The following is a 14,122-nucleotide window of genomic DNA, read 5'->3' as shown; positions in this document are numbered from 1 at the left end:
TGTGAAGAAACTGCCTATTTCTGCAATTATTGCCTCACGAAACGAAGGACATCTTCTGGAAAATTGCTTAAAATCGATACAGTTTTGCGATGAAATTGTCGTGGTTAATCTGCAATCAAGTGATCAAACACGCGAAGTAGCCAGCAAATTCGCTACAAGCATTATCGAAGAGCAGCCCATTCCTTACGTTGAAGAAATTCTCAAAAAATATTCATTTTCCCTTAAGAATCACTGGATTTTTACGATCGATCCCGACGAAGTGTACTCGGAAGAATTAGCCGAGGAGTTACAAAAATCTTTTGAAAATTACGAGCAAACAGCAACTGCTGGCGTTATGGTACCTATAAGGTATTACTATAAAAATAAAATGCTGAAAGGTACGCCTTGGGGTGGATTGAAATATCGGCTAGCAATGTATCATCGTGATCGCTATACCATGACTGGCATCGTACATAATGGAGGTATTGTAAATCGAGGAAACAATATGATGTACCTTGCGTATTCTGGGAAAAACCACGTTCATCATTTTTGGATATTGGGCGTAAAACAGTTATTTGAAAAGCATTTACGCTATTTGAAAAACGAGGGAGAGTCACGCTATCAAAAAGGTTTACGCGTGAAGCCAAGTGATTTTTTTACGATTTTTTTTCAACAATTCTTCAATTCATATGTAAAATCAAGAGGCTTTAAAGATGGTTTTGCAGGAATTTTCTTATCTCTTTTTAGAAGTTGGTATATGTTTAATGTGTATTGGAAAACCTGGAAATATCAACGATCTTTAAAATAAGTTGCGTATGAAAATCGCCTTTCTTACTGTTGTTAATCCGCTAACAATTGCCTCTTGGTCGGGCACTATGCATTTTCTAATCAGATCATTAGAAGAGAAAGGACATGAGGTAACGATCATCAACCAATTTTCATACAAAGCTGATTTACAGACAAAATTCCTGAACAAATTCTACAATAAAGTACTAAAAAAGTCTTTTTCAGTAAATAGAACAAAGTCGTTTAATAAGGCTATCGCCAAAGAGCTGGAAACTAGGCAGCTCGATACTTACGATTTTATTTTATGCCCATCAACCATACCCGTTGCGTATATCAAAACTACTTCGCCCATTATAGTGTATACCGACGCAGTTTTTGCAGCTATGGTAAATTTTTATGCCTCTTTCCGTAATCTGTCGAAAAGAACTAGAAACGATGCTAATTTTATTGAAAGGAAGAGTTTAGAAAATGCATCTCTTGTGTGCTTTTCGTCGGAATGGGCAAAAAATGGGGCAATGCGTTTTTACGGAATTCCCGAGCAAAAAATTAAAGTAGTTCCGTTTGGCGCTAATTTTTCCGCAACAGCAAACCTCGATGTTTATGCGGAGATTCAAGCACGCCCGAAAAAGTTATTGCGATTTTTATGGGTTGGTGTCGATTGGATACGAAAAGGCGGACAGTTGGCATTCGAGATTGCTCAATACTTGCACTACAAAGGTGTTGATGTACAGTTTGATGTAGTAGGCGTAACTCCTAACCTGCCCCCAAATAGCTTTACAACCTGTCACGGTTTTCTTCGAAAGTCGGACCCAATGGAAACAAATAAATTACAGCGGCTGTTTCTGGAATCACATTTTTTGTTGCTACCGTCGTATGCCGATTGTTCGCCAATTGTTTTTTGCGAGGCAGCAGCTTTTGGTTTGCCTGTCGTTGCCTTCGACGTTGGCGGAATTGCTACAACGGTTCTCCACAATCGAACGGGTCTGTTATTTTCGCTTAAAACCGAAGCAGAAACGTTTGCAGAAGCCATTTTAAGTTTGTTTTCCGATAAAAAAGAATACCAAATGATGGCGCAGGAAGCGCGTAATCGTTATGAAAATGTTTTAAATTGGCAAACCGTTGCCGATACACTGGTCGAGCAGGTTAAGCAACTTAAAAACAATCTGTAAACACAAAATGAAAACAGCCCTAATTACTGGAATTACAGGTCAAGATGGCGCCTACTTAGCCGAATTTTTGTTAGCGAAAGGCTACAAAGTTCATGGCTTGAAACGACGATCATCTCTGTTCAATACCCAACGTATAGATCACATCTACGAAGATCCACATATTGAAAATCAAAACTTTATTCTTCATTACGGCGATTTAACCGACGCCACCAATCTCATTCGAATTATTCAGCAAGTGCAACCCGATGAGATTTACAACCTCGGCGCCATGAGTCACGTACGCGTGAGTTTCGATATACCTGAATATACCGCAAATACCGATGCTTTAGGATCACTTCGACTGCTCGAGGCCGTTCGTTTACTTAATCTAACGCACAAAACCAAGGTTTATCAAGCGTCTACATCCGAACTCTACGGCTTGGTGCAAGAAGTTCCACAATCCGAAAAAACGCCTTTCTATCCAAGATCGCCCTACGGAGTAGCCAAATTATACGGCTATTGGATTACCGTAAATTACCGCGAGGCCTACAATATGTTTGCCTGCAACGGTATATTGTTCAACCACGAAAGTCCACTTCGCGGCGAAACCTTCGTCACTCGAAAAATTACACGAGCCGTGTCGCAAATGGCACATAACTTAGAATCGTGTTTGTATTTAGGAAACCTCGATGCACAACGCGATTGGGGACACGCAAAAGACTACGTCGAAGCTATGTGGCTCATGTTGCAACACGACGAACCAACCGATTTTGTAATCGCAACCGGCGTAACCACTCGAATTAGAACCTTTGTCGAAAAATGTTTCCAAAAAGTAGGTGTTACACTTACGTGGAAGGGAAGCGGAGTCGATGAAATCGGAATCGTTAGTCAGTACAACGGAACGAGTCCGAAACTGCAAGAAGGATCCGTGGTGGTTCGTATCGATCCGGAGTATTTCCGCCCTACGGAAGTCGACTTACTCATAGGCGACGCTACCAAAGCAAGAACGCTACTTGGCTGGAAACCCAAATACGATCTAGACGCATTAATCGACGAAATGATGACGGCTGATTTGGAATTAATGCGAAAGCAAGCGCAAATGAATCAACTGGATAAATGAATAAAGACGCCAAAATATTTGTAGCAGGCCATCGCGGAATGGTGGGAAGTGCCATTTTGGAAAATTTGCGGCATAAAGCTTATGCCAATTTTGTGCTGCGAACCTCTTCAGAACTCGATTTGCGTGATCAGTTGGCGGTGGCACACTTTTTTGAAACCGAAAAACCGGAATATGTTTTTCTGGCTGCAGCTAAAGTAGGAGGTATCGTTGCGAATAATACGTATCGCGCCGATTTCCTTTACGAAAACCTAATGATTCAAAACAACGTCATTCATCAAAGTCATTTACATGGAGTGAAAAAACTGTTGTTTTTAGGTTCAACGTGCATCTATCCCAAATTCGCACCACAACCGCTGGTCGAAGATGCCTTGTTAACAGGCACTTTAGAGCCTACAAACGAACCCTATGCCATCGCAAAAATCGCCGGAATTAAAATGTGCGACGCCTATCGCGCGCAATACGGTAGGAACTTTATCTCGGCCATGCCCACCAATTTGTACGGCCTAAACGATAATTACGACCTGCAAAACTCGCATGTATTGCCAGCGCTATTGCGAAAAATGCACGAAGCAAAGCAAAATCAAGCCGCAAGTGTCGAAATTTGGGGCACAGGAACGCCGCTTCGAGAGTTTATGCACGCAACCGATATGGCCGATGCCTGCGTATTCCTAATGGAAAATTACAACGAAGGCGGATTTGTAAACATCGGAACCGGCAGCGAAATTTCTATCAAAGAACTCGCCGAACTCGTAAAAAAGATTGTTGGATATTCCGGCGAACTCATTTTCGACGCTTCTAAACCCGACGGAACTCCGCGAAAACTTACCGATACCTCAAAATTGAATGGTTTAGGTTGGTTTCCTAAAATTGAGCTAGAAGAAGGAATTCGAAACGTGTATCAATCTAAATTCCTATGAAGCTCCTCTCGGTCATTACAATCAATTACAACAATCTGTCGGGTTTGAAAAAAACCGTGCAATCTGTTGTAAATCAGAGAAATATTCGCTTAGAGTATATTGTAATAGACGGAGGTTCAACCGACGGTAGTGCCGATTTCATTGCCGAAAATGCCAGTCGCTTTCATTATGCCTGTTCTGAAAAAGACCGCGGAATTTACAACGCAATGAACAAAGGAATTGCACAGGCTACGGGCGATTATCTCTTGTTTATGAATAGTGGAGACGAACTAATCGACGATCCATTCATTCTCGAAAAATGCCTACCATACCTGCAACAAGACGTTGTATCGTTTTCGTGCCAGTTAAGAAAAAACGGAAGTTTGCAAGGTATTCGAACACATGCAGCAAGTCCGAGTTTGTTTCAGTTATGGATGAGCGGACTCAAACACCAAAGCACGTTTATTAGGCGAAGTTTATTCGAAAAATACGGCAGTTACGACGAATCTTTTCGAATTGCAGGCGATTACGAATTCTGGATTCGAATAGGCATAAATCCACATGTGCTTTTTCAAGGCGTAAACCAAATAATAGCCATTTTTGAACTCGACGGCGTTTCGCAACAAGCAACCTGGGGCGAGGAGCACGAACGCATCGAACAAATGTGGTTGCCACACCTAATTGCCGATTTTAAAAGGCTTCGCGAACTAAACTTCTTCGATAAGCCCAAGGTTTTAGCCGTCGGAAAAGCAATCGCAAAAAGTGTTAAACGCCTACGCAGAAGAAAATGAGTGCGCCGAGAATTCTTATCGCTGTAGATTCTATCAACGTTAACGACAGCAGCGGATCGCGAGCCAATGTGGCCATCATTCAAAATTTACGAGATACCGGATTTCAGCTTACCGTGATTCATAGCAGTTACCGAGAAATCGAAATCCCCGGCGTCGAAACCCGAAATATCGGAGAACTAAAATCGGATATAAACTATTGGCTCAGTCGAGCGCAGCGTGTAGCACAACGGTGGTCTAACTTGCCTTTACACCGATATCAAGAAGGGCGATTTGGTTTTTCGTTCACTTTTTTCAACGATGTAAATCGATTTAGAAATGAACTGAAAAACTATGATCCAGCGAAATTCGATTTGATTATTACGCTCAGTAAAGGCGGTAGTTTTCGTCCACACGGAGCCGTTTTACACAGTCAAGTTTGGCATGCTAAGTGGTTGGCGTACATACACGATCCCTATCCTTCGCATTTGTATCCCGAACCTTACACCTGGACCGAAAGCGGCCACTTATTAAAGGAAGCTTTTATGAGGCGTATCATCCATAAAGCAACATTTGTTGGTTTTCCGTCGCAAATGCTGCTCGAACATATGTCTGCATTTTTTCCTGAAGTCAAAGAAAAATCGGTTGTTATTCCACATCAAAACGAAAGCGCACAAAATTCGTTAACCGACGTTCCCGAGTATTTCGATGCGCGCTTATTCAACCTGGTACACGCCGGTAATTTGATGAAACAACGCGATCCCGCAGGTTTAATTCAGGGATTTAAAGATTTTTTAAACGAAAATCCGCAGGCACAAAACAACGCTCGCTTGTATCTAATCGGACCTGCATCCTACCATCAAAAAGCAATCGAAGCCGCAATCGCAAACGTTCCTCAGATCGTATTCTTACCTAAAGGCGAGCCGTATTATACCGTAATGGGTATTCAAAACAACGCAGCGGTAAACATCATTCTGGAAGCCGATGCGCCCGACAGCCCGTTTCTTCCCGCTAAAATGGTGAATTGCACCGCGGCAGAGAAGCCAATCTTACATCTGGGACCAGCTCGTTCAGAAACCATGCGTCTTCTCGGAGCAGATTATCCATGGCACGCTACAATTTCCGATTCCAAAACCATAGCTAAGATTTTTGCACAGCTGTTCGAGCGCCATCAGGAGCAAACCTTGAAAGCCGACTATCCCGTGGCAGAGCTCAAAACTTATTTCGAAGCGACTCATCTCAAACAGCTAATCGTTGAAAAATGTCTGAATCGCAACTAGAAATACACATTACAACCAAAAATCGCTGGCAAGAATTGCAGTTTACCCTTACGCAACTGCGCTTGCAAGAAGGTTATGAGCGTATAAGAGTAGTAGTTTTCGACGACGGTTCTACCGACAATACCTCAAATTTGTTAGAAATGCATTTTCCCGAAGTCGAGCGCCTTCGCAATGAAAAGTCGCGCGGACTCATTCACTGCCGAAATTACATGCTCAACAACTGTCGCGCGGAGTTTGCTATTTCCTTAGACGACGATGCACATTTTGTCGACAAGAGTGTCTTTAGATACATTCAAAAATCGTTTGAAAACGAGCAAGTTGGCGTTTTGGCATTTCGCATCTTTTGGGGTAAACAACTACCGGAAAATACAACGCATGCGCAATCGTCTGAACGCGTACAGAGCTTTGTAGGTTGTGGGCATGCGTGGCGTTTATCGGTTTGGCGTCAGATTGAAAATTACCCGGCGTGGTGGAAATTTTATGGTGAAGAAGATTTTGCAGCGTATCAGTTGTTTAAGCGAAATATTTACGTGCAGTACGAGCCCGATGTATTTGTGCAACATCGTGTGGATGTGAAATCTCGTAAAAACAATAGCGATTATCAACAGCGACTTCGCAGAGCTTGGCGTGCAGGTTGGTTCTTAATGTTGTTGTTTTATCCGCTATCGGCCTTTTTTCGAAGCTTTTTGTACTCGGTTTCCGCGCAGTTCAAAAATCGCATTTTTAAGTCAGAACCGCAGGCAATCAAGCCTATGCTGCTCGCTATTTCCGATTTCTTGCTGGCAATTCCACGTTTGTTGAAAAATCGAAAACCACTCACAAAGCAAGAGTTCGTCGAGTTTCAACGTTTACCGAGCGCAAAAATCTACTGGACGCCTAATTCCTAATTATTTAGTTTAATCGAATTCATTTTTTTGGGCGCGCCGGCAAACGAGTCGTCGCTGCGCAAAAGTTGTTCACGCCGTCACGTGTTCCGCTGTATCTTTTTGCCCAAACCATCTTCGAAATTCCGTAGGGCAAAAAGTATGCCGCTGCACCCGTTCGCGCGGAAAAGCGACGCAAGCGAATTCCGATAGCTATCGGAAGCGAAAGAAGCGAAAAAATGGAAGAAATAAAAAGAATAGAAAAAGCGGAAGAAATAGAAAAAAGGGAAAATGGAGCACAATGTTTCACGAAGTTTTTCACGATGTACGCAACGCCGCCTTCGACAAGCTGCCTTCGACAAGCTCAGGCACCGACCGAGGAATTGTGGGTTAAGTTGGGAAGATTATACGTAAAAGGGTGAACGTCACAAAGTCTATCCCGATAGCTATCGGGACTCGTGTCTAGCTTCTAGCTTCCCGAAAAAGACACGTCAAGTGGTGAACGCATCAAATTTACGCCTTCGACAAGCTCAGGCACCTACCGACGAACTGCGGGTTAGGGTGGGAACATGATACGTAAAATGGTGAACGTCGCGATCCCGATAGCTATCGGGACTCATGTCTAGCTTCTAGTGTCTCAAATAAAACGCTACGTGAAGTAATAAATTCCTAAAAATCTGCACTCATTTTAAAGGTAACGATTTTCGCAGCCCGGATAGAGGCGACATCCTTTTTATGGAGCTTCGCGGAATAAAAATATACAGCCGAAAGCCGGAAATGCTGCCCAAATAAAACAAACTAGAAAGCGAACTATAATTGTTAGCAAAGCTCACGTTACGAAATCTTGCTCATTCCCCCCTAGTATGTAGCCCGAGAACGACTGTAAATAAGTGCCATTTATGCGACATAAAATTCCAGTGATTTAAATTTGTGCAGAATTACATGGAATTACCCTCAAATTACTGCTAGTTTTTGTGAGGTATTTTAAATTTACGCTACTTTTATGCAGATGTTTTTGAGACAATTTCCTTACTATATCGCCGAGATTGCGCAAGCGCACGAAGGCAGCCTCGGGATTTTACATTCCTATATCGATGCCGTTGCAAAAACGGGCGCGCATGCCATCAAATTTCAGCTGCATATCGCTGAAGCTGAAAGTAGCGAAGCCGAAACTTTTCGCACGAAGTTCTCCTACGAAGATGCCACGCGTTTTGATTACTGGAAACGCATGGAGTTTACTTTCGAACAATGGCAAGGCATTAAAGCTCATGTGGAGGCCGCCGGACTCGATTTTATCGTGTCGCCTTTTAGTGTCGCCGCTGTAAAAATGCTCGAAAAACTAGGACTTAAAGCCTATAAAATTGGTTCCGGAGAATTGAGCAATTTGTTGATGCTCGAAGCGATTGCAAAAACCGGAACGCCCGTAATTCTATCTTCTGGGATGAGTGATTTTACCGAGCTCGACACCGCAGTTTCGTTGTTTAAAAGTCGCAATACACCGCTGGCTTTGCTGCAATGTACAACAGCGTATCCGACGAAACCAACCGAATACGGTTTTAATGTGCTTGCCGAAATGAAGTCGCGATACCAAATACCAATTGGCTTTTCCGATCATTCTGCAAAATCGAGTACTGGTATCGCTGCCGTTGCTCTTGGTGCCGAAATACTCGAATTTCATGTGGTTTTCGACAAAGAACTTTTCGGACCAGATGCAAGAGCTTCGTTAACTTTTCCAGAAGTAAAGCAGCTAATCGCTGGCGCGAATGATGTGTACGAAGCTTTGCAAAATCCGGTTGTCAAGAACCATACGGCTGATTTCAATAGTTTAAAAACACTCTTTGGCAAAAGTTTGGCGGTAAATCGCGATTTAGAACAAGGAGCTGTTCTACAAGAATCCGATTTAGAAAGTAAAAAGCCAGCAAATTGCGGTATTCCCGCCGCCGATTATAAACAGGTTATTGGTAAAAAACTGCTTCGCCCGTTAAAACAATGGGATTTTTTAACTGAGAATGATATTGCATGAAACGTAAAATAGCTGTTGTTATCACCGCACGGCCATCCTATAGTCGCGTAAAAACCGTACTTACGGCTCTTAAAAACGCACCGGATGTCGAGTTACAGCTTATCGTAGCTGCATCGGCTTTACTCGATCGCTACGGAAATGCCGTTGAACGTATCGAAGCCGATGGTTTTGAAGTTACAGCGCGTGTTTTTAATGTGTTGGAAGGCGAAAATCTTACTGCAGCAGCAAAAACTACAGGAATCGGAATTTTAGAATTAAGTACAGTTTTTGATAATCTGAAACCCGATATCGTTGTCTCGATCGCCGATCGTTTCGAGACAATCGCTACAGCTATTTCTGCTTCCTATATGAATATTCCTTTGGCGCATATACAAGGAGGCGAAGTTACAGGAAACATCGACGAGAAAGTGCGTCATGCAATCACTAAATTAGCTGATTATCATTTTGTTGCGTCGGAAGGCGCGAAGGAACGTGTCATCAAATTGGGCGAAAATCCGGATTTTGTATTTAATACGGGCTGTCCGTCGATCGATATTGCCGCTAAAGTCTTGGAGAATCCACAACTCGATTTTGATCCATATCAAAAATACGGTGGAGTAGGAGCTAAACCCGATTTGTCAAACGGCTATTTGGTGGTTATGCAACATCCCGTAACAACCGAATATAAAGAGTCGCGCCGGCACGTAGAACAAACCTTGTTGGCAATTAAACAAATCAATAAGCCAACGCTGTGGTTTTGGCCAAATATAGATGCTGGTGCCGACGGTACGTCGACTGGTATTCGTGCATTCCGGGAACATCATACACTCGAAAACGTGCACTTTTTTAAGAATATGGACGGAACCGACTTCCTCCGCTTGCTCGCCAATGCACAAGTACTCATCGGAAATTCGAGCGTCGGTATTCGCGAAGCTTCGTTTTTAGGTGTGCCCGTGGTAAATATTGGAACACGTCAGAACCGTCGTGATCGCGCAGCAAACGTTGTCGATATCGATTACCAAGAAGAAGAAATCGTTCGAGCCATCAATCAACAAATAGCAAATAAGTCGCTCGGGTCATCGCATTTATACGGCGAGGGAAATGCGGGTGTACAAATTGCGAATTTGCTGCGAACAGTAGATTTGCGTTTCCATAAAACAATAACCTATTAATGGAAATCCTTGCACTAATACCGGCACGCGGTGGTTCGAAAGGAATTCCACGCAAGAACGTAAAGTTGCTTCAAGGCAAGCCATTAATAGCCTACAGCATCGAAGCAGCCTTACAAGCCAATTGCTTCGCAGAAGTTATGGTAAGTACGGAAGACGAATCGATTGCCGAAGTTGCAAAGAAATACGGCGCACAGATTCCATTTTTACGTCCGGCTGCATACGCAACAGATTCGGCGAGTTCGATAGCCGTTGTGCAACATGTGCTGGAAGCTTACGCCGAACAAAATCGTTTTTTTGACGCCGTGTGTTTGCTGCAGCCCACAGCTCCGTTGCGCTCCGTTGCCTTGATTCAAGCCGCAGTCGCGAAATTTAAAGAAGTTGGTTGTGACACGCTACTTTCTGTAAGAAGTGTACCACACGAATTTCATCCCGATTGGGTTTTGTTTCCAACCGAAAACGGTGCAAAAATAGCCACTGGAATTTCCGAATTTCCGAAACAAAGACAGCTACTTCGTCCGGCGTTTCACCGCGATGGAGCGATATATCTTACCAAAACCGCAGTTTTAAAATCGGGTACTTTTTACGGCGATACGATTGAACTCGTAGCGACCGATGGTTTACCGCATATAAATCTCGATACTCCTGCCGATTGGGAACTGGCCGAACAACTACTTAAATCGCTTTAAATGTGCGGAATAGCTGGCATATTCGGATCGGCGGCGCAACAACCTACCTTAAAACGGATGTTGGAAGCACAAAAACACCGCGGACCAGATTTTACCGCCGTAAAGCAGGTTGCTGAAAACGGATTTCTCGGTCACAATCGGCTGAGCATTCTCGATTTGTCCGATGCAGCCAATCAGCCGTTTGAAAGTTCGTGCGGTCGATATACGATCGTTTTTAACGGAGAGATTTACAACTATGTTGAGCTTAAACAGCAATTGGCGCACGAGTTTTCGTTCCGAACGCAGAGCGATACCGAAGTGCTGCTGGCCGCTTACCAAAAATTTGGCGCTGAAGTAACCGAACACCTCAATGGCATGTTCGCTTTTGCTATTTACGATGGAGAAACGAAAAGTCTTTTTGCCGCACGCGATCGATTCGGAGTAAAACCATTTTATTATTATTTGGCTGCTGATTTGTTCCTTTTTGCTTCGGAAATAAAACCGATTTTTGAAGCGGGTGTTCCAAAACAAGCCAACAATTCCGTTTGGAGTGCTTACTTGATGTACGGCTCTTACGGTGCGCCCGACGAAACTTTTTGGGCGGATATCAGGCAATTACCGGCTGGCAGTAGGTTACTATACCAAAATCAGAAGCTAGAAGTTACGCGCTGGTATGATTTTACTGCGCGAATTTCAGAGATAAAACTTAAGGCTGAAGCTGAGGTCAGCGAAATTGTAGAACAACTTTTACTAGATGCCACGCGTTTGCGATTTCGAGCCGATGTGGCTGTTGGTTTTAATTTAAGCGGAGGCGTTGATTCGAGCACATTACTCAGCTTAATCAAAGCACAGGATTTTAACCAGAGTCAGATTAATGCTTTTACGTTTATCTGCAACGATACACGTTACGATGAGTTGCAGTGGGTTAGGGCTATGTTGGCAAAAACCGATTTTCCACTGCATGTCGTCCCGATTACGCATCAAGAAGTTCCGGATTTATTTGAGAAGATCTCCGCACATCAGTTAGAGCCTTTTGGCGGATTGCCAACCTTAGCTTACGCCAAAATTTTCGATTACGCCCGTTCAATTGATGTGAAAGTACTGCTTGATGGGCAAGGAGCCGACGAAGCTTGGGCGGGATATGATTATTACTTAAAGTCGGAGAATTCGGTGGTACAGGGAACAACAGTCAATCCGTTTAAAAAGCAAGTTTTAAATGCCGAGTTTAGTACGTTAGGAATTGAACCCGAGCTGGAGTTGAAATTTGAATCGCGACTAAAAAACGTGCAGTATCGCGATCTGTTTTCGACAAAATTGCCACGCGCGCTGCGATTCAACGACCGAGTTTCGATGTTATACGGCACTGAACTGCGTGAACCTTTTTTGGATTACCGACTCGTTGAATATGTGTTTGCGCAACCCGATAATTTTAAAATTAAAGACGGAACACAAAAGTGGTTACTCCGACAAATTGCTACAAAATACTTGAATAGCGAGATCGTTTCTGCGCCAAAAAGACCGTTACAAACGCCACAGCGCGAATGGCTTAGCCGAGAATTGAAATCGTGGGTTTTGGATAAAACTTCGGTTTTGAAAAAGCATGATTTTTTTGAATCCAAAGCGCTTGAAACCGAGCTCGAACTTTTTTTCAAAGGTCAAAATCAAAGTAGTTTTCATATTTGGCAGTATATTAGCTCGGCAGAATTGTTATTCCCCTAATGAAGAGATTTTCAAATTTTATTTTTCTCCCGTTTACATTCCAGTTTGAGATTTGTAAGTATTTCGTTCGACGACTTTTTGGTGCAGAGATAGCTAAAAGTCAGAAGCAGCTTTATACGTTATTCTGTGATTTAGAACGCTATTCGGGTAAGGTTTTAAGATATGATTCTGAAGCAATTACCATTCAATTTCAATCGAAGAACGCCGTTGTTAGCTTACGACATTTTCCGTCGAGCGATTATAAAGTTTTCACTCAAGTATTTAAAGACGAGCAATATAAGTCGACGTTAGAGGCTTTTCGTAAGAATTTCAATCAAGAGCCGGAATGCTTCCTAGATTGCGGGGGAAATATTGGATTAACATCGATTTTTTTTAAGGCGGCTGTTCCCAATATAAAAATCTGTATCGTTGAGCCGGATACTGAAAATTTTAAGTTTATTGAACAGAACTTTAGCGAGAATAATCTGACCGACGCACATTTGTTTAAGAGCGGCATTTGGAGTAGCGATACTTTTTTAGAGGTAAATAGTTCTTACGGCGATGGAAATCATTGGGCTAAGAGTGTTCAGGAAACTACCACCGATACAGGTTTGCATGGTATTAGCATTTCGGATCTTCAAAACCGATTGAAGTGGCCAATAATCGATATCCTTAAAATTGATATTGAAGGTGCAGAAGCAGAGGTGTTTAATACACAGAAATCAGATCTCACCTTTCTTGCAAAAACTAAAGTACTCGCTATCGAAATACATGAAGATGTGATCGAAAAACAAACTATTCTCGATGTTTTAGATCAATACAATTTCGGATATTTCAGCGACGGCGAGTTAACCATTGCCTACAACCAGCAGCTTATTTTATGAAATCGGAAGATTCGACCAACAGCGAGAAAACGCTAGAGAAAAATAAATCGCAATACGATGCGCTGTACAGCAGTACATCGGGCGCAAAAATGGTAAAAGTACTTCAGCGATTTGAAGCATTTTTAGACGATACTACCCAAACCGACACGAGTTGGAAAGGTTTTTATCTCAACGATTTTAGAAAACAATTGAAAGGAAAACGCGTGCTTGAAATGGGTTGTGGCGATTGTTTAAACGCCGCAATTATGACCATGCTTGGCGCTGAAGTGGTTGCAAACGATATTTCCGATGAACCGGGGCGCATTATTGCCGAACTCAATGCATCGGGAGTGCTTCCAAAACCTATAACTTACGTTTTTGGCGATTTTTTACAATACGACACTAAAGAAGAAGCTTCGTTTGATTTTGTAGTTGGAAAGGCGTTTTTGCACCATCTGACATTAGATTTAGAACGACAATTTCTTGAAAAAACGGCTCGGTTGTTAAAACCAGGTGGACAAGCGCGCTTTTTCGAGCCGGCCATTAATAGTTTGTGGCTCGATAAGTTACGTTTTATGATACCTGTTTCCGGACGGCCGTCGAGTTTACAGCGAAAAGCCTTTAAAGCATGGGAGGAAGCCGATCCGCATCCTGAGCGTCCAAACTCCTCGGAACATTATCGGAATTCAGGTTTGCAATACTTTTCAAAAGTCGATATTTATTGTATTGGAGCCATTCAGAAATTTCACAGGCTCTTACCTTCGGGTTCGTTTGATCGAAAATTCAGACGTTTCGCATTTCGCTTAGAACGGTATTTACCAAAGTACTTAAATGATACGTTTGCGAGAAGTCAGCTTATTGTACTTACTAAAGCTTCTTAAAA

Annotated in this window: 13 protein-coding genes; all 13 read left to right on the top strand. The window is 42.7% G+C overall.

What is annotated here, in order from left to right; translation table 11 throughout:
• On the top strand, positions 1 to 787 hold a 787-nt coding region (locus ACOVQQ_RS10600), incomplete at its 5' end, for a glycosyltransferase (protein WP_421818170.1).
• Positions 788 to 794: 7 nt separating this feature from the next.
• A complete protein-coding gene (locus ACOVQQ_RS10595; protein WP_421818169.1) occupies positions 795 to 1,934 on the top strand; it encodes a glycosyltransferase family 4 protein in 1,140 nt (379 codons plus the stop codon).
• Positions 1,935 to 1,941: 7 nt separating this feature from the next.
• On the top strand, positions 1,942 to 3,033 hold the full coding sequence (gene gmd, locus ACOVQQ_RS10590; RefSeq protein ID WP_421818168.1) for a GDP-mannose 4,6-dehydratase: 1,092 nt from the start codon (positions 1,942 to 1,944) through the stop codon (positions 3,031 to 3,033).
• Positions 3,030 to 3,950 (top strand): GDP-L-fucose synthase family protein, encoded by a 921-nt coding sequence (locus ACOVQQ_RS10585; RefSeq protein WP_421818167.1) that lies wholly within the window; start codon positions 3,030 to 3,032, stop codon positions 3,948 to 3,950. The genes gmd and ACOVQQ_RS10585 overlap by 4 nt, the downstream gene beginning before the upstream one ends.
• Positions 3,947 to 4,720, top strand: a complete 774-nt coding sequence (locus tag ACOVQQ_RS10580) for a glycosyltransferase family 2 protein (protein ID WP_421818166.1) — start codon at positions 3,947 to 3,949, stop codon at positions 4,718 to 4,720. Before ACOVQQ_RS10585 ends, ACOVQQ_RS10580 begins: the two co-directional genes overlap by 4 nt.
• A complete protein-coding gene (locus ACOVQQ_RS10575) occupies positions 4,717 to 5,976 on the top strand; it encodes a UDP-glycosyltransferase (RefSeq protein WP_421818165.1) in 1,260 nt (419 codons plus the stop codon). Before ACOVQQ_RS10580 ends, ACOVQQ_RS10575 begins: the two co-directional genes overlap by 4 nt.
• On the top strand, positions 5,958 to 6,863 hold the full coding sequence (locus ACOVQQ_RS10570; RefSeq protein WP_421818164.1) for a glycosyltransferase: 906 nt from the start codon (positions 5,958 to 5,960) through the stop codon (positions 6,861 to 6,863). The genes ACOVQQ_RS10575 and ACOVQQ_RS10570 overlap by 19 nt, the downstream gene beginning before the upstream one ends.
• Positions 6,864 to 7,842: 979 nt before the next feature.
• The gene (locus ACOVQQ_RS10565) at positions 7,843 to 8,862 is read left to right on the top strand and encodes an N-acetylneuraminate synthase family protein (RefSeq protein WP_421818163.1); all 1,020 of its coding nucleotides are present in this window, start codon (positions 7,843 to 7,845) and stop codon (positions 8,860 to 8,862) included.
• Positions 8,859 to 10,013 carry a UDP-N-acetylglucosamine 2-epimerase gene (gene neuC / locus ACOVQQ_RS10560; RefSeq protein WP_421818162.1) on the top strand — a complete coding sequence of 385 codons (1,155 nt, stop codon included), beginning with the start codon at positions 8,859 to 8,861 and terminating at the stop codon, positions 10,011 to 10,013. The genes ACOVQQ_RS10565 and neuC overlap by 4 nt, the downstream gene beginning before the upstream one ends.
• Positions 10,013 to 10,699, top strand: a complete 687-nt coding sequence (locus tag ACOVQQ_RS10555; RefSeq protein WP_421818161.1) for a cytidylyltransferase domain-containing protein — start codon at positions 10,013 to 10,015, stop codon at positions 10,697 to 10,699. The genes neuC and ACOVQQ_RS10555 overlap by 1 nt, the downstream gene beginning before the upstream one ends.
• Positions 10,700 to 12,397 carry an asparagine synthase (glutamine-hydrolyzing) gene (asnB, locus tag ACOVQQ_RS10550; RefSeq protein WP_421818160.1) on the top strand — a complete coding sequence of 566 codons (1,698 nt, stop codon included), beginning with the start codon at positions 10,700 to 10,702 and terminating at the stop codon, positions 12,395 to 12,397. It abuts the gene before it with no gap.
• Entirely contained in the window at positions 12,397 to 13,260 is an 864-nt protein-coding gene (locus ACOVQQ_RS10545; protein ID WP_421818159.1) for an FkbM family methyltransferase, read from the top strand. Before asnB ends, ACOVQQ_RS10545 begins: the two co-directional genes overlap by 1 nt.
• Complete coding sequence (locus tag ACOVQQ_RS10540) at positions 13,257 to 14,120, top strand: class I SAM-dependent methyltransferase (protein ID WP_421818158.1); 864 nt, start codon at positions 13,257 to 13,259, stop codon at positions 14,118 to 14,120. The genes ACOVQQ_RS10545 and ACOVQQ_RS10540 overlap by 4 nt, the downstream gene beginning before the upstream one ends.
• The last annotated feature ends 2 nt before the right edge of the window (positions 14,121 to 14,122 follow it).

The sequence above is a fragment of the Flavobacterium sp. genome, assembly GCF_049240005.1.
Lineage (GTDB): Bacteria > Bacteroidota > Bacteroidia > Flavobacteriales > Flavobacteriaceae > Flavobacterium.
The sequence above is the reverse complement of the archived record's forward strand: the minus strand, read 5'-3'. Positions and strand labels throughout refer to the sequence as shown.